The organism is Rhizobium sp. BK399 (genome assembly GCF_014194695.1).
Lineage (GTDB): Bacteria > Pseudomonadota > Alphaproteobacteria > Rhizobiales > Rhizobiaceae > Rhizobium.
On sequence record NZ_JACIAH010000002.1, the window covers coordinates 73,766 to 96,905 of the forward strand.

Here is a 23,140-nt window from a genome sequence, read left to right on the forward strand (position 1 = left end):
CAAGCGAATTGGTCCCGCATTACTGAATTGTAATATCAAGACTGAGTTACTGTTGTGGCAACTCTCAACCCTCTGGACCGTGTTGTAGAATTTCGTTCTCAACGTCAAATGACGGTTTTGTTTCCTAACGTTTATTGACGATGCTTACGCGCAACCGCAGCTGTCTCTTGCCGCATATGCGGGCAGTTCCCGGAGCCGGCTTTCTCGAATGCCCGGCGTAAGCTGAGGAAAGCTGGCATCGAGGGGAATGAAAGCAGAACATCTTTTCTGGCCTTTCCATCCCGAATCACTACATTACGCGCCATGAGCAATAGTTTCGACGATATCCCCTTCTTCGATGAAGAGCCGGATGAGGCGCCGCGCAAGCAGCCGGCTCCTGCCGCTCCGGCCGCTGGAGGGCTCGCCGCCCGCGCCATGGCTGCGCGCGGTGGCGGCAAGCGTCCCGATTATCTTTCTGGCTTGAACCCTGAGCAAACCGAAGCCGTCGAAACGCTGGAAGGCCCCGTTCTCGTGCTTGCGGGCGCGGGTACCGGCAAGACGCGCGTTCTGACGACGCGCATCGCCCATATCCTCAACACCGGCCGCGCATTTCCCTCGCAGATTCTTGCCGTCACCTTCACCAACAAGGCTGCACGCGAGATGAAGGAGCGCATTGCCGTTCTCGTCGGCGGCGCGGTCGAGGGCATGCCTTGGCTCGGCACGTTCCATTCGATCGGCGTCAAGCTCCTGCGCCGCCATGCCGAACTCGTCGGACTTCGCTCCGATTTTACCATTCTCGACACCGACGATGTCGTGCGCCTGATCAAGCAGCTGATCCAGGCAGAAGGCCTGGATGACAAGCGCTGGCCTGCCAAGCAGTTCGCCGGCATGATCGATACTTGGAAGAACAAGGGCCTAGGACCGGGGGACATTCCGGAAGGCGACGCCCGCGCCTTCGCCAATGGCAAGGGCCGCGAACTCTACTTTGCCTACCAGCAGCGGCTGTCGACGCTGAACGCCTGCGACTTCGGCGACCTCCTGATGCATCCGATTGCGATCTTCCGGAAGAACCCGGATCTTCTCAAGGAATATCACGGCCGCTTCCGCTACATCCTGGTCGACGAGTATCAGGATACCAACACCGCCCAGTACATGTGGCTGCGGCTGCTTGCGCAACGTCCGAAGGGCGAACTTCAGAATGTCTGCTGTGTCGGTGATGATGACCAGTCGATCTACGGCTGGCGCGGCGCCGAAGTGGATAACATCCTGCGCTTCGAGAAGGATTTTCCGGGCGCCAAGGTCATCAAGCTCGAGCGCAACTATCGCTCGACGGCGCATATTCTCGGTGCCGCCGGTCACCTGATCGCCCACAACGAAGGCCGCCTCGGCAAGACGCTTTTTACCGACCGTAGAGATCCAGAGGACATCAAGGTGCAGGTGCACGCCTCGTGGGATTCCGAGGAAGAGGCCCGCGCCATCGGCGAGGAGATCGAGCAGCTTCAGCGTGGCGCCGCTACCGGCAAGCGGCATCTGCTGAACGACATGGCAATCCTGGTTCGCGCCTCGTTCCAGATGCGCGAATTCGAAGACCGCTTCGTCACGCTTGGCCTCAACTACCGCGTCATCGGCGGCCCTCGGTTCTACGAGCGCCTGGAAATCCGCGATGCGATGGCCTATTTCCGCCTCGTCGCCCAACCTGCCGACGACCTTGCCTTCGAACGCATCATCAACACCCCGAAGCGCGGCCTCGGCGATACGACCGTGCGCGCGCTTCACGATTATGCCCGGGCCCGCGACATTCCGATGCTGGCAGCCGCAGCCGATATGATCGAGACTGACGAACTGAAGCCGAAAGCGCGCAAAGCCCTCTTCGACGTCGTTCAATCATTCCGCCGTTGGCAGGAGATGCTCGAGAGCACGCCGCATACCGAGCTTGCCGAGCAGATCCTCGAAGAGTCGGGCTACACCGACATGTGGAAGAACGACAAGTCGGCCGATGCGCCGACCCGTCTCGAAAACCTCAAGGAACTCATCCGCTCGATGGAAAGCTTCGAGTCGATGCGCGGCTTCCTCGAGCACGTCGCGCTGGTGATGGACGCAGAGCAGAACGAAAACCTCGACGCCGTCTCGATCATGACGCTGCACTCCGCCAAAGGTTTGGAATTCGACACCGTCTTCCTGCCAGGTTGGGAGGAAGGCTTGTTCCCGCACCAGCGTTCGCTCGACGAAAGCGGCCGCGCCGGTCTCGAGGAGGAGCGCCGCCTTGCCTATGTCGGCATCACCCGCGCCAAGCACCGTTGCCACATCTGGTTTGTCTCCAACAGGCGCATCCACGGCCTCTGGCAATCGACCATACCGTCGCGATTCCTCGATGAATTGCCGGAAACGCATGTCGAGGTTGCGGAAACCGAACAGAGCTATGGTGGCTACGGTCGCGGCGGCGGCGGTTACGGCCAGTCGCGCTTCGACAAAGCTGATCCCTTCGCTAGTTCCTCTTATTCGACGCCCGGGTGGAAGCGTGCCCAGCAGAACAAGACGGACGCCACCCGCGACAACTGGGGCACACGCTCGGGCCACGCCGTCGAACGCATCGGTTACGGCGAAAGCGGCCCGCGAGGTCGCACCATCGATGGCGAACTGGTGGCGAAATCGACCGCCACGGAACCGTCGAAATTCAAGACCGGCGACCGCGTCTTCCACTTGAAATTCGGCAACGGCAACATCGTCGAGATCGAGGGCAACAAGCTGACGATCGAGTTCGACCGTGCCGGGCAGAAGCGGGTCTTGGATGGGTTTGTCGAACGGGTTTCGTAAAGCGAGGATTGTGCGTTTCGTAAAGCCTTGCTCTCTCCGGAATCCGGGCCTCACCCATTCGTGACTTCGTTTGCGGCGGCGCGTCCCGCATACTGCGCTCCCGCGCGCACTGATCGCGGGAGAGTAAGAGGACGCAGATGAAACGTTATTCGCTATCTCTGATCGCAGCCTCGCTCATGATTGCCGTCTTGAGCAGTCCAACCATCGCCTTTGCCTGCAACCACATCATTCTCGGGACCTGACATCGAGGGTGCATGAACGCGGCACTTGCCGCGGCAGCGAGGAAGTCCGAATTCGCAGAGCGGGCATGACGCCCGCTCACCCCAGGATCGGCATCGAACCCAGCCCCAATATGTCGTTGAGCAATGCCAGCCCGATCCCGGCGGCGACGACCGCGATCCCGATCAGAAACAACCGTCTGGCCCGGTCATACTTGGCAGCAATCAGCGAATCCCGGGCGAGCAGATCGGCGAAAACCTTGACCTGCAACGCAATACCCACTGTCAGCAGCAGCATCGGCAGAATGTCGATCCGGCTCCAATCGTTTGGATTCGAGACCCAGCGGCTGACGAAGCTCAGGGAAAAGCCGAGGATGATGCCGGCTGCCGTCAGCGAGCCGTTGCGGAACGTCGCGTCGATCTTCTCTTCTGGACCGGGCTCGGTCATGGCTTGGGCTCCGGGTTATCCTTCGGCAAAGAAAGGCAGAGATTCCCGGAATCGGCAAGACCACGGCTCGCCGCAGATCATATGGACACTAGGCGCAGGCTTCAGCCGCAAACCTTGCGCCCCGCTCTTCAAGCAGGCGTCGCAAGACGCTTCGATGGCATCTGCTTTCGCTCTCACAGTAGCAGCCGATCGAAAAATTACTGGCATGGGAAAGCGTCGCCAGCAGGTCGAGCACATGGCTCGCCTCCGGCACTTTCATTTCCTTGGTGAAGCTGCGCACGAAGGCCGTCCACTCGGCGTCGGTGGTTGCCGCCTTCGCTTCGGTGACAAGCACCTGGCTCGGCGAAAGGATTGGCAGCCACACGTCATAATAGTTGCGGCTGGCAAACTCTTCTTTCGGCACGGCCCGCGGCGGCCGGCGAACAGTGCCGATCCGCACGCCTTCACCTTCTCCCCTCGGTGACCCCAATTGCACGACACTAATAGCCACTGCAGCCTCTCCATCGACCCGCCGCGATATCTACAGCAAACGCCGCGCTCTCACCAGAGACCCGGGAAAAGGCGCCACCTGACCTGTTTGCGGTAGGCGCCATAACCCGGCAGATCCCGCACGAGGTGTTTTTCCTCGTCGAGCAGCCGCGCGATAAGGCCGCCCAGGATCGGCAGCACCACGAGCACGCCCCAGTAAGAGCCGAGCGCCAAGGGTACGCCGAGAAACATCGGCAAGGCTGACGCATACATCGGATGACGCACAAGGCTATAGAGACCCGTCGAGATCACTCGCTGCTCAGCGGTCACGCCGACGGTCGCCGCCGCAAACGAGTTCTGCCGGAACACAAAGAAGAACCCGATGTAGCCGGCAGCGATCAGCAGGTTGCCGAGAACGACGACAGCGACGGGAACGGAGCCCGACCAACCATACCGGTAGTCGAGCGTCGAGACGACGAAGAGCGCGATAATTGCAACGCTGTTGAAGGATTGTATGCGCTTCTGCGATGGCTCACGTTCCGCCGTCGGCCCGACGTGGAGACGCTGCTCAACCAGTTTCGGATCGTGATTGACGAAATATACCGTAAGGGCCGCGGACCATCCGCAGAAATTCGCAAGAAACAGCCATCCTTGCCAATAAGACAGGGAACCCGCGATAAGGAAGGTTATCACCAGCATGACGAGGCAAAACTTCACAGTCGCCACCGTCGCTTGCCGCCCGATACTCTGAACGCCACTCACCATTGTCACACTCTCGCGTGTTTGTAGCCGCGAGATCCCATTACCCTAGATTGGCCTGACGACGCGCGCGTCAATGGCGCGGAAGAGAAACCACGGCGTCAAAACAGCGCAACCTGTTATCGCCGCGTCAAGCGAAGGTTTACGAATCATCCTTAAAGATCCGTGAGGTAACGCCGCGCACTCAACAACCGAAAGCCCTGTCATGAGCGATTCCGATATCTTTGACCTCTCACCTATCGCGATGTGGATCGAGGATTTCAGCGGTGTTAAGACACAATTCGATCGCTGGCGCGCCGAAGGCGTCGAAGATATCAGAGCCTATCTCAGGGAGGACACGGGTCGCGTCGCCTCCTGCTCGCAACTGATCCGCGTACTACGCGTCAACCGCAAGACACTTGAACTCTTCGAAGCCAACGACCTCGACCACTTGGTAGCAAATCTCGGTTCGGTCTTTCGCGATGAGATGCTCGAAAGCCACGTCAACGAACTGGCCGAACTCTGGGACGGCAAGACGGAGTTCACGAGCAGCGCCGTCAACTACACACTGTCCGGACGCCGGCTTGATATCCAACTGCGCGGCTCGGTGCTGCCAGGGCACGAGCAATCGCTTGCACAGGTGATGCTCACGACCGAAGATGTCACTGCTCGTGAGGAAGCACGCCGCAAGGAACGCGAGAATCGGCGCTACGCCGAAGGCATCTTCGAGCATTCGCCGGTTTCGCTTTGGGTCGAGGATTTCAGCCGGATCAAGCTGCTGCTGCAGAGTGTTCGCGATCGCGGCATCGACGATTTCAGGGTGTTCACCGACGTCCACCCGGAATTTGTGCGCCAGTGCATGAGCGAGATTCGTGTCATCGACGTCAACCAGGCCACACTCGACCTGTTCTGCGCGCCGGACCGTCGCACGTTGATGCACCGTATCGGCGATGTCTTTCGCGATGACATGGAAAAGCATTTCCGCGAACAGCTGATCGAGTTGTGGCATGGCCGTCTATTCCATCAGCGTGAAGTCGTGAACTACGCGCTTGACGGCTCCGAGCGCTATGTCCTCCTTCAGTTCTCCGTTTTGCCCGGCCACGAGGCGGACTGGGCACTGGTGCAGGTGGCGCTCACCGACATCACCGCGCGCAAGAAGGCCGAGGCTTATCTCGAATATCTCGGCAAGCACGACGTGCTGACCAAGCTCCACAATCGTGCCTTCTACGTCGACGAACTGAACAGGCTGGAGCGCAAGTCGCTGCGTCCAGTGTCGGCCGTCATCATCGATCTCAATGGCCTGAAGGAAGCAAATGACCAGCTCGGGCATGACGCAGGCGACGCGCTGCTGCGTCGACTGGGCGAAGTTCTGGGCGGCGCTGTCGCACAACCCAACCATGCGGCCCGAATCGGCGGCGACGAGTTTGCAGTTCTCATGCCTGGCGCCGACAAGCAGGCCGTCGCCACGATGGTCGAGACGATCGGCGAACTTCTGAAGATCAACAACCAGTTCTATTCCAATGCACCGCTCAGCATTTCTCTGGGTGTCGCGACAAGCGAGCCCGGGGAAACGATGGAGTCGATGGTGCGGCGTGCCGACATTGCCATGTACGCACAGAAGCGCGCCTATCACGCCAGTCGCACGGCAGAAGAACAGGCAGGCGCGAAGTCCGCCTGCGCGGCCTAAGGCCCGTCCAATTCGCGGTCGAGAACCTCCCACCAACCGCACAATAAAATAGTTTGAATACTACCAATTCGACTCCAAATGAATATATGAAGCCTTGTGGCTTGCTGCACGCCTCCTCCCAAGCGCTCTGCCGAGCCACCGCCGGCCCATCGCCTTGATAGCTCCGAGGGAAGTTTCCGGCGCAACAAGAACAAGAGGTACAAGACAGTGGCTGGTATCATCACCAACAACGCCGCGACGACACGCCCGGCTACGACTTCCCCGGCAGCGAACTATCGATTTGCGCTCGTGGCGCTGACGTCGCTGTTTTTCATGTGGGGCTTCATCACCTGCCTGAACGACATTCTCATTCCGCATCTGAAGAACGTCTTCCATCTGAATTACACGCAGTCCATGCTGATTCAGTTCTGCTTTTTCGGCGCGTACTTCATCATCTCCTTGCCCGCCGGCGCGCTCGTCAAGCGCATCAGCTACAAGTGGGGTATCGTAACCGGCCTCCTCATCGCTGCGGTCGGTTGCGCGCTGTTCATTCCTGCAGCGAGCTACCGCGTCTACGCGCTCTTCCTCGGAGCCTTTTTCGTACTGGCAACCGGGATCACTCTGCTTCAAGTCGCGGCCAATCCCTATGTCACCGTGCTCGGTCCACCCGACACGGCCGCAAGCCGCCTGACCCTGACGCAGGCATTCAACTCTCTTGGCACCACGCTTGCACCCATGTTCGGTGCGTTCCTGATCCTGTCCGCTACGACCGCCGCCGTTGTCGGCGCCACACCCGAACAACTCGATGCCATGAGGCTCGCCGAAGCGGGCGCCGTGAAGTTTCCCTACATGCTCCTGGCCATCGCCTTCCTGGTATTGGCAGCACTTTTTGCAGCCCTGAAACTGCCGCATGTTGACAGCGCCGAAGAGATCGAGCCGATCACCGGCGGCGGCTCTGCCTGGCAGTACCGCCATCTGATCCTCGGCGCCGTCGGCATCTTCGTCTACGTCGGTGCCGAAGTCAGCATCGGCAGCTTCCTCGTCAACTTCCTGGGTCAGCCTGATATCGCCGGCTTTTCGGAAGCCGAGGCCGCGCATCACGTGTCCTATTTCTGGGGCGGGGCGATGATTGGTCGTTTCGTTGGCGCTGTCGTCATGCGTTACGTTGACGACGGCAAGGCATTGGCCTTCAATGCAGTCGTAGTAATCGCGCTCCTATTGCTGACCGTCTTCTCGGGTGGTCATGTCGCCATGTGGTCCGTGCTGGCGATCGGTCTCTTCAACTCGATCATGTTCCCAACGATCTTCAGCCTGGCACTGTACGGTCTCGGAAAACATACGAGCCAAGGCTCGGGAATCCTCTGCCTTGCAATCGTCGGCGGCGCGTTGCTTCCGCTTGTTCAAGGCGCGCTGGCGGACACGATCGGCATTCACCTCGCCTTCCTCATGCCGGTTCTGTGCTATGCTTACATCGCCTTTTACGGGCTGAAAGGGCACCGGCCGAGCTGACCCTTTCAAGGCGCACTTCGCTGATCTGCGGCGAAGTGTCTTGGCGCTTGCGCCATCCCTCCACCCTTGGCATGGTGCAGCGCACAACTCGAGGGAATCGCACCGATGAAAGCCTTGTTGCTGGTCGATATTCAAAATGGCTTCTGCCCAGGCGGCAACCTTCCAGTGCTGGATGGCCACGAGGTGGTCCCCATCGCGAATCGTCTGATCGACAGCGGCAAATACGACCTGATCGTTGCCTCGCAGGACTGGCATCCGTCCGGTCATGGCAGCTTCGCTTCCTCTCACCCGGGAAAGCAACCGTTCGAACTTGGCACATTGTCAGGCAAGCCGCAGATGATGTGGCCGGACCACTGCGTTCAGGGCACGACGGACGCAGAACTGCATCCGGACCTCAAGATGGGCAAGATCGATCTCATCCTGCAAAAGGGCGAGAATCACAGTGTCGACAGCTACTCCGCCTTTCGCGACAACGATCAGGACGCGCTGACGGGTCTTGCCCATTTCCTTGAGGGCCAGGAGGTGACCGATCTGGACGTCTGCGGTCTCGCAACCGACTACTGCGTGAAGTTCTCGGCATTGGATGCGACCGAGATGATGCCCGGCGTCCGCGTTCGCTTCATCGAAGACGCCAGCCGCGGCATCTCGCCTGAGGGCGTTGCGGCGGCGATCGAGGAGATGCGCGAGCATGGCATCGATATCATCACCAGCCGGCAGGTTCTCGACGGCTAGCGGCAGGACCTAGCTACGCCGTCGCATTCCGTTGCAATTGGTAGACGTCCTCGGAAAAGTCGTCCATCCGTCTGGCGAGCGCGATTTGCGCATCTTCCAGCCCCTTCTTGTAGTAGGCGGCGCCGACTTCCTTCGCAAAGAACTCGAGCACGAACTCCGCTTTCAGGAGACCGATCGGCTGGTCCAGCTCGCTGCTGAAATAGTGCTGAATCCGCGCAAGAAGTTCGGCCTTCTCTTCCTTCGAAAATTCGATCTGGTTCATCTTTTCTCCCCGAACGGCAATCAGTCGCGACCGCATCGTTCAGCGAAATCGATCGTTCAATCAAGGAAATTTGCTTGCGGCAGGTACTACCCCTCCTTACACGGAAGGCAAAATTCCAGAAGGATTGTCGCCGATGAGTCGCGCTGATTTTTTCGACGGTTTGCGCGGTGGCTCGGCCATCGCGCTGGCCTCGGCCCCGTTCGGGGCCTTGTTTGGAGCGCTCGCGGTTGATAACGGCATGTCACTTGCGGAAGTGACCTTCATGAGTGCCACCGTTTACGCCGGCGCGAGCCAGATGGTCGGCATCGAGCTCTTCGGCCACAATGTGCAGGCGTGGCTGATCGTTGCCTCGATCCTTGCAGTCAATTTCCGCCACGTCCTCTATTCCGCGGCGATCGCGCCTTACATCAAGCATTTTTCGCCGCTCCAGAAGTTCTTCACCTTTTTCCTTCTGGTCGATCCGCAGTTTGCGGAAACGGTCAAACGTGGCGAAAGCGGCAAGCCGGTCACGTTCATCTGGTACCTCGGCTTTGGGATCATCATCTACGTGCCCTGGGTTTTGGTCAGTCTGCTGGGCGGCACGCTCGGAAGTTACATCGGCGACCCGAAATCGATCGGACTGGACATCCTGTTGCCAGCCTATTTCCTCGGCATCGTCCTCGATTTCCGCCATCGCGACAACTTTCTACCGGTCGCTGCCGTTAGCGCGGTCGCCTCTGTTGTCGCCTACCATTATGTCGGCTCGCCTTGGCACGTAAGCCTTGGCGCCGCTGCCGGCATCGTGCTTGCCGCCCTGTTCCCGCCGCCGCCGCATGAACAGGAACTCGAATCCGATCTGCACGAGGTATGATGATGGCCTTCGATCTTCACATGGCGCTCGTGATCCTGGCGGCAGCGGCTGCGACCTACGCGACGCGCATCGGTGGCTATATCCTCATCACGACTATGAAGCGCATCCCGCCGCGCATGGAGGCAGCACTTGCCGCAGTTCCGGCCGCTGTGTTGACGACGCTTGTCGCGCCGGCCTTCTTCACCGGTGGCTGGGAGTCGAAGCTCGCCCTACTCGCCGCGCTCGTCGTCGGCCTGAGGGCCTCGCACACCTGGATGCTGATTGTCGCATGGCTCGTCGTGATGGCCTGGCGTCACACCATCGGCATGTGACGCCGCCGGCGCTAGTCAATATTCGAGCGGCAGGGTGGCATTCTCCAGCCACGCCTTGACGTCGTGGTCGTGGATCAGCGGCATCAGCGCCTCACGCGTGCGTTCGTGATAGCCATTGAACCAATGCAGTTCGTCGTGCGTCAGAAGTTCCGGAATGACCAGGCTCCGGTCAATCGGGCAGAAGGTCAGCGTCTCGAAGCCAAGCATCGGCAAGTCACCGCCGTCGATCGCCTCCGCCTCTCGGACATAGATCAAATTCTCGATGCGAATCCCGAAAGCGCCTGGCCTGTAGTAGCCAGGCTCGTTCGAGAGAATCATCCCTGGCAGCAGCTCCTGCGTTGAAAGCCTGGCGATGCGCTGCGGCCCTTCATGCACTGAAAGATAGGACCCGACCCCGTGGCCGGTGCCATGGGCGAAATCAGCCCCTGCTCGCCAAAGCGCGATGCGGGCCAGCGGATCGAGGTCACAGCCGCGGGTGCCCTTGGGAAAGCGCGCGGTGCTGATCTGGATCATCCCCTTCAGCACCAGCGTGAAGAAGCGCTTATGTTCCTCGGTGACCGAGCCGATACCGACGGTGCGGGTAATGTCGGTCGTACCGTTGATGTACTGGGCACCGGAATCGATCAGGAAGAGTTCCCCGGCTTGAAGCTTGCGGTTCGTTTCCGTCGTCACGCGGTAGTGCATGATCGCCGCATGCTCACCGGCACCGGAGATCGTGTCGAAGGAGATGTCCTTCAACGGGTTCTGCATGCTCTGGCCGACGCGAGCGCGTGCCGCTTCCAGCTTCTCCGCCACCTCGATTTCGGTCACCGTTCCCGGCTTGGTCTGCGACAGCCAGTAGAGAAACTCGACCATGGCCGCGCCGTCCTGGAGATGCGCGGCAGCAGAACCATCGATCTCCACGCCGTTCTTGACGGCCCGTGGCAGCTTCGCGGGATCATTGCCTTCCACGACCTCGCCACCCGCCTTGCGAATGATCTCCGCCAGGGCATACGAGGTGAGATCCGGATCGACCAGGACGCGGCCACCATCCCTTGCAACGGTCGACAGTTTCTTTTCGAGTTCCGACGGTGGAAGCTGAACGCACATCTGTGCAAGATAGGCTTCCGCCTCGATGCCGGTTTTGCGCTTGTCGAGGAAGAGATCGGCCTTGCCGTCGGCATGGATGATCGCGCGCGCCAGCGGGTGCGGCGTATGCGGCACATCGGCACCGCGGATATTGAAGGTCCAGGCCACCGAAGACGGATCCGCGATCAGGGCCGCCTTCAAGTTCTTCTTTGCGAGATCGGCTGCAATCGTCGCGATCTTCTCGGTCGCGAGTATGCCCGCCTGCACGACGTTCTGGATTGCCACCTGCCCCAGCGGTTCCTGCGGGCGGTCGCTCCAGAGCTCATCAAGGGGATTGTGGGGAAGGACGACAAGCGAACCACCAATTTCGGCGAGCGCCTTCTCTAATCGCCGCACCTCCGCGCCGGAATGCAGCCACGGATCGATACCGAGACGCAGGCCCTTCGAACCATTCTTCGCAAGCCAAGCGTGGGGCGGTTCGTTCACAAGGTCTCCGCCGGTGAAGACGGAATTATCCACTTGCTCGGCAAGCTGCGTCACGTAGCGCCCATCCACGAAGACAATCGCCGCCGCACGCGTCACCAGCGCGATGCCCGCCGATCCGGTGAAGCCCGTCAACCAGGACAAACGCTCCGAACAAGCCGGGACATATTCGCCGTTGAACTCGTCGGCGCGCGGCACCAGAAAGGCGTCGATGCCAAGCGCATCAAAACTTGCCCGCAAAGCGGAGACGCGATCGCGGCCGAATTGTGGCGTCGAAGTGACTTCAAAAGACTGGAACATGCTCAATAACCCGGTTTTGTGCGAATCCCTCAGCGACGGGATTCGGCTATGTTATCGGAATTTCAGGCGAATACGAGAAATCTGCAAAGTGATGCCTGAGCAAAAGCCGCCCAATAATTCGGCGGAAATGAGGCATCGATTCACAAACTGGCACGCTTTATGCATTCAGCGCATGGCTCCCATGAACGAAACCCTCTCCCTCCGCTTTTCTAAATCGCTATATAGGCGCCATCAAACAGGTTCGAGACGAACCTGAAACGAAACAAAAGGAATTCAGATATGACTGCCCCTCTGTCGCGCTTCGCTTACAGCAGCCCGGTACAGGCTGGCGAGCGCCAGACTGTGCGTCACATCATCGGCTCGCGCCGTCCGCTGCATGAGGACACCCTCAAGATGCTCGGCGCCGGCCAAAGGGTTACGCGCCATCAGGTCGCAACCAGCTACGCGTTCTGAGCAACTCGCCGCTCCCTTCTCCTCCTCCCTCACGGGATCGGCGATCAGAACCAGTAGAAGCCCGCTCGAGCGCTCCTCCTCCTTCGAGCTCGCGGGCATGACCGGGAAACTGGTCCGAAGGCGGTGCCATTGGCACCGCCTTTTCTTTTTGCCTTCATTTCAGGGGCGGTCGAGATGGATCGTCACCCAGCCGTTGCGCCAGATGGTGCGGACATGCCGCAGATGCGCGCCATTGTAGGCGGCCAGCACCTTCCAGCGTTGCGCGGCAAGAATTCCGGAGAGGATGACCGAACCACCGGGCGCCAGATGATTAACGAGTTGCGGCGCCATCTTGATCAGTGGCCGCGCCAGGATATTGGCAATGATCAGATCGAAGGGGCCGTGGGCGGAAAATGCGGTCGAGTGAAAGCCCGGGGCCGTTGCCGTCGAAATGCCTGACGCAATGCCGTTGCTTCTGACATTCTCGGCCGCAACCTTCGTTGCGATCGGATCGATATCGGTCGCGAGAACAGGAATGTTCCGGAGCTTCCGCACGGCAATCGCCAGAACGCCGCTGCCGGTTCCGAGGTCAAGCGCATTGCGCACTGGGCGGGAACGAAGAACGCGATCGATCGTCTCCAGGCAGCCGGCCGTTGTGCCATGATGACCGGTACCAAACGCCTGGCCCGCATCGATCTCAATAGCGATGTCGCCCGGACGCACCTTATCGCGGTCGTGCGAGCCGTGGACGAGAAACCGCCCCGCCCGCACCGGCTTCAGCCCCTCGAGTGATTTCGCAACCCAATCGACATCGGGGATAACCTCACGCTCTACCTTTGCGTCGGGAAAACTCGTCTTCAGCGCTTCCTCGACACGCGCTCTGACCTCCGCCTCGTCCTCACGCATCATGTAGACAGACGCTTCCCAAATGTCCTTTTTCTCGTCGATCTCAGTCGTCGCGATTGCGAAGTCTTCTTCGCCAAAGACATCGGACAACAGATCCAGGATCTCGCCGGCCAGTACTTCGGTTGTCGTCACATAAAGGCGTATTTCCACAATCGGTCTTTCTTCTATAGCGCGCCAGCGATCCAGGGAGGCGACTGCGTATCATATCCCGACACGCCGCGAAGCAATTTTTGTCGGAAGGCAGGTATTCGCAAAAGGAAGGGGACGGCAAGGTTTCGGACCGCGATCGCCATCGGATTCTCCATGGTGATCAGCGACGTCAATTGGTGGGTCTGTTTCAGCACCGTCGTCACCGCCGGCATCCTCAGAGCCGCATATTCGCGTTCCCGCCCCTCAGAAATGAGCCAGGCGAGCCAGCACGCGTCTTCTATGCCAAGGTTCATCCCGCGCGCACCGGCCGGCGAGTGAATATGCGCCGCGTCACCTGCGAGAAACACGTTACCCCTTGCCATCTCCGAAGCACGACGGAAGTGAATGCGAAAATCGGAGGCCCAGACGCGCTCGGTGACCCGTGCAGGATGCCGGATGCGGCTCTCGAAATCGGGGAGCGTCGAGATATAGCGCAGGACATCATGCGTAACAGGCAGACGTCCGATCATCCCCGGGTCGAGCAGATTGATCTCGACAAAGCCGGTATCGACCGGTTCGTCGTAGCGGAAATCCGCGAGATAAAAGCTGCTCTCCAGCGCCTGCCCGGGGAAATCGATGCCGACAGCCTTGCGCACCGTCGAATGAGCGCCGTCGGCGCCAATGACAATATCGAAATCCGCCGTTTCTACAGATCCATCGGGCTTCCGCAGAGTTACTCGCGGCTTCGAGGTATCCCGCGAAACCGTCTCCACCACGGTCTGCCATTCGGGAGCAACCTCAAAATCGGAAAGCTTGCCCAACAGGAGCCGCTCGGTATGTCCCTGCGCCAGCATCTGGATAGCGCTGTAGGGACCGGGCACGGTTGTCGTGTCGACGTCGGCAAGCAGTCTGTTCCCGGAGACGATGCGGAAATGCGCAATCCGCTGTGCTTCCTGCAGGATGGCGTCGCTTACACGTGAAGGCGAAAGCAGCGTCAGTGTTCTGGCATTGATGCCGAGAGCCCGGCTTTCCGCCAACGGCACAGGGCCGGCGTCACCGTCGATGATACGCGGAACGTGCCCGCGCCGGGCAAGTTCGAGGGCGGCAGTCAGGCCGGTCGTGCCGGCGCCGGCGATCAAGATGCTGCGATGCCCTGACGCCATGCCGTCATCCCTTGCTGACGAGGTTCTCCAATTTCTTTACCGCCGTATCGGGGTTTTCGCCATAGGCGATGGTGCCGGCGAAGCGCCCCGCCGAGTCGAGCAGGAAGACGGAAGCCGTGTGGTCCATTGTGTAGTCGCCGTCCGGCTTGCTCTCGTCGACAGGAACTTTCTTGGCGTAGACCCGGTAGCCCTTGATGACATCGGCGACCTTGTCGGGCGCGCCTGAAATACCGACGATGCGCTTGGACACATTGGAGACGTACTGGTTCATCACGTCAGGCGTGTCGCGCTCCGGATCGACGGTCACAAAATACGCTTGAAGCTTCTTGCCCTCTGGGTCGACCTTCTCCAGCCAACCATTCATTTCGAACAGCGTTGTCGGGCAGACTTCCGGGCAATGAGTGAACCCAAAGAACAGCGCCGTCGGTTTGCCGCGGAAGGCCTGCTCGGTGATCGGTTGGCCGTCCTGGGCGACCAGCGTGAACGGCACGCCGAACGGTCCCTCGGACACCGCGTCTTTCGTCTTGGTGACATTGAGGGTCAGCCAGCCGAGAATCCCGGCCATCAACAGCACCGCAACCCACACCGCAACGCGGACAGTCTTCATCGATCAAACCTCTGATGTCGGGACCATTCCCGTTCACGGGTGATATCGCCTCATTCTCGACGGCGCAATTCAACAAGACGTTTCCCGCCGGCGACCGATTGCCCCACAGGCACACGGAAAAAGCGTAATCGAACTAAAAAGCCCAGATAGTTACCAACACATGCTGGTACGAGAGGAGGCAGCCTACAATCTTTGAGGGTTAGTAAATACTTAAAAATACACATCTATATTTAGCACTGGATGGAGCGTCCGCCGCTCCCGTGACATGACGTCTGCCTGGCATTTCGATCCCGGCTATCCGCGTGAGCGCAAAATGGATACCGCGTCTCATCGCGGAGGGGGATAATCATCACATGACTGATATGAAAGTGCGCAGCAGCCTCTCTGTTGGCCAGAGGCTCGGCACCCTTGCGGGCGCTGCGTTCATCGGGTTCGGCTCGATGATCGCGGTTGGCTGGTACCAGAATTCAAGCGCTGATGCCGGTCTAAGACACGCCAACGAAATCCAGGTCAGCGTCGACCACATCAACGAGATGCGAGCCGCAAACCTCACTCTGATTCTTGCCGCCATGGACACCATCGTCGATCGTGGCGATCGCACAGTGATGCCCGAACGCCTGAAGCTGATGAATGACGCAATTGCGGGGCTACAAAACAGCTCCAAGGAATTGCACCGTCTGGCCGAAGAGTTGAACGCTGGAAGCCTGCTATCCACGTATGACGCAGACGTCGCGACGCTCGGGAAGAATATCGTCGGCGACCTGAAGGCGGCTGTCGAAGCCGGCGCGCCAGACAGTGAGTTCGACAGGCTCGACGACGCTATCGACGGAGGTGGCGACAAAGTAGGCGCGACATTGGACAAGCTCGCGCGCGATGGCGGCGAACTCGCCAAGGCTCGAATCGACGAGGCAAACGCGATCTCGCAGCGGGCAATCCACATCCAGCTTGCACTCGGTATCGTTGCCATCCTCGCAATGGCGATCCTGCAGTACATTCATGGCGGCTCCATCAGCCGCGGCATCGAGGCCGTCCGCAAGAGCATGCACGCGATCATGCGGGGCGATCTCGCCAGCCACGTCCCCGCCACCGAGCGTGGCGACGAGATCGGCGACATGGCACGCGCGGCGGAAAGCTTCCGGCTTGCCGCAATCGACAAGTTGGAACTCCAGGCGCGGACTGACAGCGAGCGTCAGCAAAGCGACGCAGAGCGTCGCAGCCGCGAAGCAGCAAAGCTGGCCGATGCCGAGGCGCTCGACAATGCTGTCAAGGCATTGGGCCAGGGCCTCAACCGGCTCGCTGGCGGCGACGTAACGGTCACCATCGACCAGCCATTCAAGCCTGAACTGGAGCGCCTGCGCAGCGACTTCAATTTGACCACGGCAACACTCCGCCAGACGATGGCCGGCATTTCTCAGAACGGTACGTCCATCCAGGCAAGCAGCCAGCAGATGCGTGCCGCCGCCGACGATCTCGCCAAGCGCACGGAGCAGCAAGCCGCATCGCTTGAGGAAACATCCGCGGCACTCGATCAGATCACGGCAACGGTCCGTAACGCCACCAACCGCGCCGAAGAAGTCGGCCACATGGTTGCCCATACCCGACAGAACACGACGAAATCAGATGCGGTCGTCACCGACGCCATGGCCGCCATGGAGCGAATCGCTACGGCCTCTCGTGAGATCGGAACGATCATCAACGTCATCGATGAGATCGCTTTCCAGACCAACTTGCTCGCCCTCAATGCCGGCGTCGAAGCAGCGCGTGCCGGCGAAGCTGGCAAGGGCTTCGCGGTCGTCGCGCAGGAGGTGCGCGAACTCGCCGGTCGGGCAGCAGGGGCTGCCAAGGATATCAAGGCCTTGATCGGAAAATCCGGGGCTGAGGTAAAGGCCGGCGGCGAACTCGTGACCGCTGCAGGCGAAGCGTTGCGCCAGATCGGCGAAGATGTTTTGCGCATCGACGAGCATGTTAAATCAATCGTAACCTCTGCACGCGAACAATCCACCGGACTGAACGAAATCAACACGGCCATCAGCCAGATGGACCAGGTCACGCAGAAGAACGCGGCCATGGTGGAAGAGACGAACGCAGCAAGCCATGCGCTCGCCACCGATGCCGACAGCCTGATCCACCTGATCCGGACGTTCAAGATCGGCGAGGGCATGAATGCCCGTTCCACGCCGCGGGAAGCCACCGCAGTCTCGCATCCGAAACCATCTCCCGCACGAAGCCTGATCGGCAAGGTCGCGGGCGCATTCAGCGGCGGCGCAACCGCCAGAGCCATGGCCGCACCGGCCGGAGACAACTGGGAAGAATTCTGATCATGAACAACACCGTCATCAACCAGACCGGCTCGCATCTCGAGATCGTCTCCTTCCATCTCGGCGAGCAGGAATTCTGCATCGACATCATGGCGATCCGCGAAATTCGCGGCTGGGCGCCGGTGACGCCGATGCCGCACACGCCGCCTTACGTCCTCGGCCTCATCAACCTGCGTGGCGCTGTGATCCCTGTCATCGACATGGCCTGCCGTCTCGGCATGAAGATGACCGAGCCGTCAGAGCGCTCTGCCATCATCGTCACCGACATTGCTGGCAAGCTCGTCGGCCTGCTGGTCGAACAGGTCTCCGACATGATGACCATCAAGAGCGAAGACCTGCAGCCGGCCCCGGAAATCATCCCGGAAGCGCAGCGCGCCTTCTGCCGCGGCATCGTCGCCCTCGAAAAGACCATGGTCTGCTTCCTGAACCTCGACACCGTCATCGCCGACGAATTGACGCGCGAAGCTGCGTAATAGCCCGTCTTGCGCGGTCACGTCCCATAAGCAAACTCGCCGCCTGCAAGACTACTTGCAGGCGGTTTTCGTCTTTCGCGCGTGGAAAGATGCCAGCTTTAACTACTCCACGATCTCGACCGTGAATGCAAAGCGGCTGGTTTCGCCGGGAGGCAATGTCAGGCTGTACGGGCGCTTTGCAATCTCGTTCGAGCCGTCCTTCTCAGCGGCCGTTCCATGCCAGGGTTCGATACAGATGAACGGTGCGCCCGGTTTCTGCCAGAGCGCCAGATTGGGCAGATTTTCAAAACGGAAATGCATCGTCGGCCCACCATCGACACCGTAGCTTAATCCCTTCCCCGCCCCCTCGGGAAAGATCATGGCATCCTGCTCGAACATGCCGCGGTCCAGCACAAGCCGTCCGGCCTTGAATGGCGACGCCAGCTTCGCGGGCGAGATCAACCCACCCTGCAATCGCACCAAACCTGGCTCTCCCTGATTGTCGAGGGTGATGACGTGATCGCGCCCGGCAAATCCAGGCAATGGCCAGACGAAGGCGGGATGAAAGCCGAGGCCGAAGGGCAACGGCCGGCTATCGCGATTTGTGACCTCGGCTGCGACGGTCAGTGCCCGTCCCTCCAGCGTGTGTTCTACCGCCAACAGGAAGTCGAAAGGATAGACCGCCCGCGTCGTCGGCGATGAGGCGAGTTCATACCGGCATGTCGTTGCGTCCGCGGAGGCAAGGGCAAATTCCGTCCGGCGCGCGAAACCGTGCTGCCCCATCGGATAGGTCTCGCCGTCGATCGCCAACATGTCCTCGGGCGCCTTGCCGACAATCGGAAAAAGCACCGGCGAACGTCCGCCCCAGAAAGCCGCATCTCCGTTCCACAACCACGACCGGCCGTCGCTTGTCACAAGCGACTGCATCTCGGCTCCTAGTGAGGAAACATCGACCGTCAGATATTGGTTGCCGATCCGCGCGTGGCTTGGCATGAGCGTTCCCTTCGGTTTGGTCCGCCATCGGACCATATCTGGGCCTGCCGCCGATTCCATCCGAACCGGCGTGCAGGCGTTATTGCGGCTTACCGTTTTTCCAGGTGACGTTCTGGCCATAAAGCGGGATCGTCGAGATCGCCATTTTGGCCGAGCCATCGGTCAATTCGCGGGAATGCGCGAGGTAGATCAGCGTGTCGTTTTCCTTGTCGTAGATCCGGTTGACGACCAGCTTCTTCCAGATCAGCGACATGCCCGTCTTGAAGACTTCGTCGCCGCCTTTCGAGAGGTTGATGTCGTCGATCTCGATCGGCCCGGTCTGGCGGCAGGAAATGGAATTGTTCGAGGGATCCTCAAACCAGTTGCCGTTCTTCACGCGGTCGATGACGCTGCGGTCGAAATAGGTGACGTGACAGGTTACGCCCTTCACCTGAGGGTCTGCCACTGCGTCGATGATGATGTCGTTACCGATCCAGTCGACACCAACCTTGCCGACTTGGTCAGCCGATGCCGTGCCGGCGCAGAGACCGATGAGCGAGGCAGCGAGAATGATGCAGCTTTTTCCAGACATGGTGTTTCCCTGGTTACATCCGATTCTAAGGTAAGTCCGACGGATGCCTTTACAAGGAACCTTCACGCCTTCCGGCAGGTGCAGGCTTCATATCCTTCCGGTGTCAACTTTCCCGGCTTCATCCCGATCAGAGCGGGAATGGCATTGACGGCAGCGGCACCGACGGCCTTTGCCATCGCGAGCGCCGCGTGCGCGCAGACGGCTGCGTCTTCGGCAGCGTTGTGATGCGCAAAGCGCAGGCCAAGGTGCTCGGCGACGATGTTGAGCCGATGCGACAGGAAATGCGGCCAGATCCGCTGAGCCATCTTCAGGCTGCAGAGATAGGTCAGTTCCGGATAGGATTGCCGATAGAGATCGAGGCTTGCGCGCCAGACGCTGAAATCGAAAGCAGCATTGTGCGCGATCATGGTCGCCCCCCGGAAATCGTGGTGGAACTCGTCCATAACCTCGGGAAACTCGGGTGCGTCCTCGACATGCTCCGGCCGAATGCCGTGAATGGCGATGTTCATGCCGGAAAACCGCATTTCCCTCGGTCGGATCAAACGCTCCTCTACGCGGGTCACTTTACCGTCCTCGATCCATGCCAGACCGACCGAACAGGCGCTGCCGCGCTGTTCGTTGGCTGTTTCGAAGTCAATGGCGATGGTCTTCAACCGAGGCTTCCGAGTCGATATCTTTTCACCGATTTAGCGTTGTAGGGAGCCGGAGGTAAACACCCCGGCTTGACTCAAGCGTCGCCATCAACGACTTTCGTCGCATGATCGGATCACGCGCAATTCTTACGACCATGCACCACACCACGACCCATGCAGGGCTCGGGGGAGCATTGGCGCGTTAATCGACCGATCGATCCCGAAGACCCTGCCGAGGTGAGCAGGGTTTTCGAAGCTTGCTCTCCTCCAACAACTCAAGGAGAGCGTCTTGGATAATCCGGAAGAAAAACCCCTCAAACCGCCCGTGACGGGCGTGACGATCCGCGCGATGCGCGCAAGCGACATCGAGGCGGTAACGGCCATGCTCAACCTGCCAGGCTTTCGCCACGGCACGCTCCGTCTTCCTTATCAGAGCGTCGAGGAAACACGGAAGCGTTTCGAGTCGATGCCACAGGGCAACGTGAGCATTGTCGCGGAGGTCGACGGGGTGCCGATCGGCGACGCGCATCTCATGCGCCTTCTGGGGCGGCGCAGCCACGCGGCGAGCATCGGCATGGGCGTGCACGATAATTTCACCGGAAAGGGCGTCGGCAGCGCGTTGATGCAGGCGCTTGTCGATACGGCGGACAATTGGCTTGATATCAAGCGGCTGGAACTCACGGTCTACACGGATAACGCTGCCGCCCTTGCACTCTACAAGAAGTTCGGTTTCGAGACGGAAGGCCTGTTAAAGTCCTTCGGCTTCCGAGACGGCGCCTATGTCGACGCGTACACGATGGCGCGAGTCAGGCTGTAGAAAGGCGAAGGCTGGCGTCCTCACCCACTGATCAGTGCCAGCCACTCGTCCTCGTCCATCGTTTGGACGCCAAGCTCACGTGCCTTGTCGAGCTTCGAGCCGGCTCCGGGTCCTGCGACGACGATATCGGTCTTCGTCGACACCGAACCGGCAACCTTGGCTCCAAGGCTCTCTGCCCGCGCCTTGGCCTCGTCACGCGTAAACTTCTCCAGCGAACCGGTGAAGACGACGGTCTTGCCGGCAACAGGGCTGTTGGAAGCCGCGACCTTTTCGGCCGCCAGGGGTGTGCCGTCGTTCAGTTCGGCAAGCAGCCGCGAGATGACCTCGACATTGCGCGGCTCCTTGTAGAATTCGACGATGGCGCGCGCCACGATCTCCCCGATGCCTTCAATCGCGTTGAGGTCGTTCCAGGCATCGCCGGACAGGGGCGCAGCATCCTTCATCGCTGCCTCGAAATCGGCGTAGGTGCCGTAGGAGCGCGCCAGAAGCTTCGCCGTGGTCTCTCCGATGTGGCGGATACCGAGGGCATAGATGAACCGATGCAGCGCAATGCTGCGTCGCTCGTTGATTGCCGCATAGAGCTTTCCGACGCTGACCCTGCCGAAGCCTTCGATGTTTTCAAGCTTGGTCAGCGAGTTCGCCTGCCGCTTCTCCAGAGTGAAAATATCGGGTGCAGTGCGGATCTGCAGGGCAGGATCGTCGCTCTCAAAGAAGAAGTCGACCTGCTTCGACCCCAGGCCCTCGATATCGAAGGCATTGCGGGAGACGAAGTGCTTCAGATGCTCGGTTGCCTGTGCACGGCAGATGAAACCGCCGGTGCATCGGGTAACTGAATCGAGCTTTCCCGTTTTCTCGTTCTTTTCCCGCACAGCATGACTGCCGCAGACCGGGCATTTTTGCGGGAAATCGTAGCGGACGGCGTCTGTGGGCCGCTTCTCCATGACAACATCAAGCACCTGCGGGATGACGTCGCCTGCCCGCTGTACGATAACGGTATCACCGATCCTGATGTCATGCCCGACTTCACGGATACGTTCGCCCGAATTGCCGATGCCTTCGATATAATCGGCGTTGTGTAGTGTCGCATTGGTCACAACGACGCCGCCGACCGTAATCGGCGTCAGCCGCGCTACCGGAGTGAGCGCACCGGTGCGGCCGACCTGGATATCGATATTTTCGACCGTCGTGAACGCCTGCTCGGCCGGGAACTTGTGGGCTGTCGCCCAACGTGGACTGCGTGAGCGGAAGCCAAGGCGGGCCTGCAGCTCAAGACTGTCGACCTTGTAGACGACACCGTCGATGTCATAGTCCAGATCCGGCCGCTTCAGGCCGATCTCATCGTAATGGGCCAGAATCTCGGCGACCGAATTCAGCCGCTTCATCAGCGGATTGATCGGGAAGCCCCAACTCTTGAATACCTCGACCATGCCAAACTGAGTGTCGGAAGGCATGTCGGATATCTCGCCCCAGGCATAGGCGAAGAACTTCAGCTTGCGGCTTGCCGTCACCTTGGCGTCAAGCTGACGTAGCGAACCCGCGGCCGTGTTGCGCGGATTGACGTAGGTCTGCTTCCCCTCGGCTTCCATCTGCTTGTTCAACGCTAGAAAATCGCTCTTGGCCATATAGACTTCGCCGCGCACCTCGACGACTGCTGGCGCGCTCGCAGGAAGGGTTTGAGGAATTTCCTTGATCGTCCGGATGTTGGCGGTGACGTTTTCGCCGGTCGTACCGTCGCCGCGGGTTGCAGCGCTTACCATCCTGCGGTTCTCGTAACGGATCGACATGGAGAGGCCATCGATCTTCGGCTCTGCCGTAAACGCGATCGACTGGTCCGGCAAGCGGCCGAGGAAACGATAGACGCTTGCAACGAAGTCCTGCACATCCTCCTGCGAGAAGGTGTTGTCTAGCGACAGCATCGGCCGTGCGTGCACAACAGGCGCGAAGGTCACCGAGGGTGCCGCGCCGACGCGCCGCGACGGACTGTCCTCGCGGATGAGCTCAGGGAAACGCGCCTCGATCGCGTCGTTGCGTCGCTTCAGCGCATCATACTCGGCGTCCGAGATCGCCGGACGGTCCTCGCCGTGATAGAGCTCGTCGTTGCGGGCGATCTCTCTGGCAAGCCGCTCAAGCTCGGCTGCGGCATCTTCGATCGTCAGGGCATCAACGGCTATGGCTTCAGTCGACATACGGCTCTCGCTCCACGAATCTGGAGTCGGTTTTAGAGCAAAACGTATGGATTGAAAGAGCGGGAGAGATCGTTAACCGTGCCTGCTC

22 protein-coding genes are annotated in these 23,140 nt (G+C 60.0%); 10 read left to right on the top strand and 12 right to left on the bottom strand.

From position 1 onward, the window contains the following. The first annotated feature begins 303 nt into the window (after positions 1-303). Positions 304-2,793, top strand: coding sequence for a UvrD-helicase domain-containing protein (locus tag FHT97_RS06890; protein ID WP_183860868.1), 2,490 nt, complete (start codon positions 304-306; stop codon positions 2,791-2,793). A 318-nt stretch (positions 2,794-3,111) separates the two neighbouring features. Here FHT97_RS06890 and FHT97_RS06895 read toward each other — a convergent pair whose 3' ends face one another. From FHT97_RS06895 to FHT97_RS06905, 3 genes are all read right to left on the bottom strand, one after another. After that, on the bottom strand, positions 3,112-3,459 hold the full coding sequence (locus tag FHT97_RS06895; RefSeq protein WP_183754630.1) for a hypothetical protein: 348 nt from the start codon (positions 3,457-3,459) through the stop codon (positions 3,112-3,114). An 88-nt stretch (positions 3,460-3,547) separates the two neighbouring features. Beyond that, positions 3,548-3,949, bottom strand: coding sequence for a DUF488 family protein (locus tag FHT97_RS06900; protein ID WP_183860870.1), 402 nt, complete (start codon positions 3,947-3,949; stop codon positions 3,548-3,550). A 50-nt stretch (positions 3,950-3,999) separates the two neighbouring features. After that, positions 4,000-4,692, bottom strand: coding sequence for an isoprenylcysteine carboxylmethyltransferase family protein (locus FHT97_RS06905; protein ID WP_183860872.1), 693 nt, complete (start codon positions 4,690-4,692; stop codon positions 4,000-4,002). 199 nt (positions 4,693-4,891) lie between these two features. On the opposite strand from FHT97_RS06905, the gene FHT97_RS06910 reads away from it, so the two are divergent. From FHT97_RS06910 to pncA, 3 genes are all read left to right on the top strand, one after another. Continuing rightward, on the top strand, positions 4,892-6,352 hold the full coding sequence (locus FHT97_RS06910; RefSeq protein WP_183860874.1) for a sensor domain-containing diguanylate cyclase: 1,461 nt from the start codon (positions 4,892-4,894) through the stop codon (positions 6,350-6,352). A 216-nt stretch (positions 6,353-6,568) separates the two neighbouring features. Continuing rightward, positions 6,569-7,840 carry a sugar MFS transporter gene (locus tag FHT97_RS06915; RefSeq protein WP_259130396.1) on the top strand — a complete coding sequence of 424 codons (1,272 nt, stop codon included), beginning with the start codon at positions 6,569-6,571 and terminating at the stop codon, positions 7,838-7,840. Positions 7,841-7,945: 105 nt separating this feature from the next. After that, positions 7,946-8,572 carry a bifunctional nicotinamidase/pyrazinamidase gene (gene pncA, locus FHT97_RS06920; RefSeq protein WP_183860876.1) on the top strand — a complete coding sequence of 209 codons (627 nt, stop codon included), beginning with the start codon at positions 7,946-7,948 and terminating at the stop codon, positions 8,570-8,572. A 13-nt stretch (positions 8,573-8,585) separates the two neighbouring features. Here the strand turns inward: pncA and FHT97_RS06925 are convergent, their stop codons facing one another. Then, a complete protein-coding gene (locus tag FHT97_RS06925) occupies positions 8,586-8,834 on the bottom strand; it encodes a DUF2164 domain-containing protein (protein WP_183860878.1) in 249 nt (82 codons plus the stop codon). Positions 8,835-8,967: 133 nt separating this feature from the next. On the opposite strand from FHT97_RS06925, the gene FHT97_RS06930 reads away from it, so the two are divergent. Then, complete coding sequence (locus FHT97_RS06930; RefSeq protein WP_183754618.1) at positions 8,968-9,684, top strand: AzlC family ABC transporter permease; 717 nt, start codon at positions 8,968-8,970, stop codon at positions 9,682-9,684. A 2-nt stretch (positions 9,685-9,686) separates the two neighbouring features. Further along, on the top strand, positions 9,687-9,995 hold the full coding sequence (locus tag FHT97_RS06935; protein ID WP_016554492.1) for an AzlD domain-containing protein: 309 nt from the start codon (positions 9,687-9,689) through the stop codon (positions 9,993-9,995). A 15-nt stretch (positions 9,996-10,010) separates the two neighbouring features. Here the strand turns inward: FHT97_RS06935 and FHT97_RS06940 are convergent, their stop codons facing one another. Continuing rightward, complete coding sequence (locus tag FHT97_RS06940) at positions 10,011-11,846, bottom strand: aminopeptidase P family protein (RefSeq protein WP_183860880.1); 1,836 nt, start codon at positions 11,844-11,846, stop codon at positions 10,011-10,013. Positions 11,847-12,125: 279 nt separating this feature from the next. On the opposite strand from FHT97_RS06940, the gene FHT97_RS06945 reads away from it, so the two are divergent. Then, complete coding sequence (locus FHT97_RS06945) at positions 12,126-12,299, top strand: hypothetical protein (RefSeq protein ID WP_183860882.1); 174 nt, start codon at positions 12,126-12,128, stop codon at positions 12,297-12,299. Between the two features lie 159 nt (positions 12,300-12,458). On the opposite strand, the gene FHT97_RS06950 is transcribed toward FHT97_RS06945, so the two are convergent. Genes FHT97_RS06950 through FHT97_RS06960 form a run of 3 tightly spaced genes read right to left on the bottom strand, consistent with a single transcriptional unit; the run spans position 12,459 to position 15,083 of the window. Further along, positions 12,459-13,337, bottom strand: coding sequence for a 50S ribosomal protein L11 methyltransferase (locus FHT97_RS06950; RefSeq protein ID WP_183861407.1), 879 nt, complete (start codon positions 13,335-13,337; stop codon positions 12,459-12,461). 11 nt (positions 13,338-13,348) lie between these two features. Next, the gene (locus FHT97_RS06955; RefSeq protein WP_183860884.1) at positions 13,349-14,476 is read right to left on the bottom strand and encodes an NAD(P)/FAD-dependent oxidoreductase; all 1,128 of its coding nucleotides are present in this window, start codon (positions 14,474-14,476) and stop codon (positions 13,349-13,351) included. A 4-nt stretch (positions 14,477-14,480) separates the two neighbouring features. Beyond that, positions 14,481-15,083: an SCO family protein gene (locus FHT97_RS06960; protein ID WP_183754611.1), complete on the bottom strand. Its 603-nt coding sequence runs from the start codon at positions 15,081-15,083 to the stop codon at positions 14,481-14,483. Between the two features lie 353 nt (positions 15,084-15,436). On the opposite strand from FHT97_RS06960, the gene FHT97_RS06965 reads away from it, so the two are divergent. Then, positions 15,437-17,401, top strand: a complete 1,965-nt coding sequence (locus tag FHT97_RS06965; RefSeq protein ID WP_183860886.1) for a methyl-accepting chemotaxis protein — start codon at positions 15,437-15,439, stop codon at positions 17,399-17,401. Positions 17,402-17,403: 2 nt separating this feature from the next. Then, positions 17,404-17,874 carry a chemotaxis protein CheW gene (locus tag FHT97_RS06970; protein ID WP_056812703.1) on the top strand — a complete coding sequence of 157 codons (471 nt, stop codon included), beginning with the start codon at positions 17,404-17,406 and terminating at the stop codon, positions 17,872-17,874. A 102-nt stretch (positions 17,875-17,976) separates the two neighbouring features. Here the strand turns inward: FHT97_RS06970 and FHT97_RS06975 are convergent, their stop codons facing one another. The 3 genes from FHT97_RS06975 to FHT97_RS06985 all read right to left on the bottom strand — a co-directional run bounded on the left by FHT97_RS06975 (position 17,977) and on the right by FHT97_RS06985 (position 20,070). Then, the gene (locus FHT97_RS06975; protein WP_183860888.1) at positions 17,977-18,846 is read right to left on the bottom strand and encodes an aldose 1-epimerase family protein; all 870 of its coding nucleotides are present in this window, start codon (positions 18,844-18,846) and stop codon (positions 17,977-17,979) included. Positions 18,847-18,925: 79 nt separating this feature from the next. Continuing rightward, entirely contained in the window at positions 18,926-19,417 is a 492-nt protein-coding gene (locus FHT97_RS06980) for a CreA family protein (RefSeq protein WP_183754605.1), read from the bottom strand. A 62-nt stretch (positions 19,418-19,479) separates the two neighbouring features. Continuing rightward, positions 19,480-20,070 (bottom strand): 3'-5' exonuclease, encoded by a 591-nt coding sequence (locus FHT97_RS06985; protein ID WP_183860890.1) that lies wholly within the window; start codon positions 20,068-20,070, stop codon positions 19,480-19,482. Positions 20,071-20,338: 268 nt separating this feature from the next. Between FHT97_RS06985 and FHT97_RS06990 the strand changes: the two genes are divergently transcribed. Continuing rightward, positions 20,339-20,866, top strand: coding sequence for a GNAT family N-acetyltransferase (locus FHT97_RS06990; RefSeq protein ID WP_183860892.1), 528 nt, complete (start codon positions 20,339-20,341; stop codon positions 20,864-20,866). A gap of 20 nt (positions 20,867-20,886) precedes the next feature. Here the strand turns inward: FHT97_RS06990 and ligA are convergent, their stop codons facing one another. After that, positions 20,887-23,052 carry an NAD-dependent DNA ligase LigA gene (gene ligA, locus FHT97_RS06995; protein ID WP_183860894.1) on the bottom strand — a complete coding sequence of 722 codons (2,166 nt, stop codon included), beginning with the start codon at positions 23,050-23,052 and terminating at the stop codon, positions 20,887-20,889. Positions 23,053-23,140 lie beyond the last annotated feature (88 nt).

Excerpts from the sequence above, each read along its gene's own strand:
- FHT97_RS06905 (WP_183860872.1), bottom strand. The coding sequence starts at position 4,692 with ATGGTGAGTGGCGTTCAGAGTATCGGGCGGCAAGCGACGGTGGCGACT.
- FHT97_RS06895 (WP_183754630.1), bottom strand. The coding sequence starts at position 3,459 with ATGACCGAGCCCGGTCCAGAAGAGAAGATCGACGCGACGTTCCGCAAC.
- FHT97_RS06890 (WP_183860868.1), top strand. The coding sequence starts at position 304 with ATGAGCAATAGTTTCGACGATATCCCCTTCTTCGATGAAGAGCCGGAT.
- FHT97_RS06935 (WP_016554492.1), top strand. The coding sequence starts at position 9,687 with ATGGCCTTCGATCTTCACATGGCGCTCGTGATCCTGGCGGCAGCGGCT.
- FHT97_RS06945 (WP_183860882.1), top strand. The coding sequence starts at position 12,126 with ATGACTGCCCCTCTGTCGCGCTTCGCTTACAGCAGCCCGGTACAGGCT.
- FHT97_RS06980 (WP_183754605.1), bottom strand. The coding sequence starts at position 19,417 with ATGTCTGGAAAAAGCTGCATCATTCTCGCTGCCTCGCTCATCGGTCTC.
- FHT97_RS06940 (WP_183860880.1), bottom strand. The coding sequence starts at position 11,846 with ATGTTCCAGTCTTTTGAAGTCACTTCGACGCCACAATTCGGCCGCGAT.
- ligA (WP_183860894.1), bottom strand. The coding sequence starts at position 23,052 with ATGTCGACTGAAGCCATAGCCGTTGATGCCCTGACGATCGAAGATGCC.
- FHT97_RS06955 (WP_183860884.1), bottom strand. The coding sequence starts at position 14,476 with ATGGCGTCAGGGCATCGCAGCATCTTGATCGCCGGCGCCGGCACGACC.
- FHT97_RS06925 (WP_183860878.1), bottom strand. The coding sequence starts at position 8,834 with ATGAACCAGATCGAATTTTCGAAGGAAGAGAAGGCCGAACTTCTTGCG.
- FHT97_RS06970 (WP_056812703.1), top strand. The coding sequence starts at position 17,404 with ATGAACAACACCGTCATCAACCAGACCGGCTCGCATCTCGAGATCGTC.
- FHT97_RS06965 (WP_183860886.1), top strand. The coding sequence starts at position 15,437 with ATGACTGATATGAAAGTGCGCAGCAGCCTCTCTGTTGGCCAGAGGCTC.
- FHT97_RS06910 (WP_183860874.1), top strand. The coding sequence starts at position 4,892 with ATGAGCGATTCCGATATCTTTGACCTCTCACCTATCGCGATGTGGATC.
- FHT97_RS06930 (WP_183754618.1), top strand. The coding sequence starts at position 8,968 with ATGAGTCGCGCTGATTTTTTCGACGGTTTGCGCGGTGGCTCGGCCATC.
- FHT97_RS06975 (WP_183860888.1), bottom strand. The coding sequence starts at position 18,846 with ATGCCAAGCCACGCGCGGATCGGCAACCAATATCTGACGGTCGATGTT.
- FHT97_RS06960 (WP_183754611.1), bottom strand. The coding sequence starts at position 15,083 with ATGAAGACTGTCCGCGTTGCGGTGTGGGTTGCGGTGCTGTTGATGGCC.
- pncA (WP_183860876.1), top strand. The coding sequence starts at position 7,946 with ATGAAAGCCTTGTTGCTGGTCGATATTCAAAATGGCTTCTGCCCAGGC.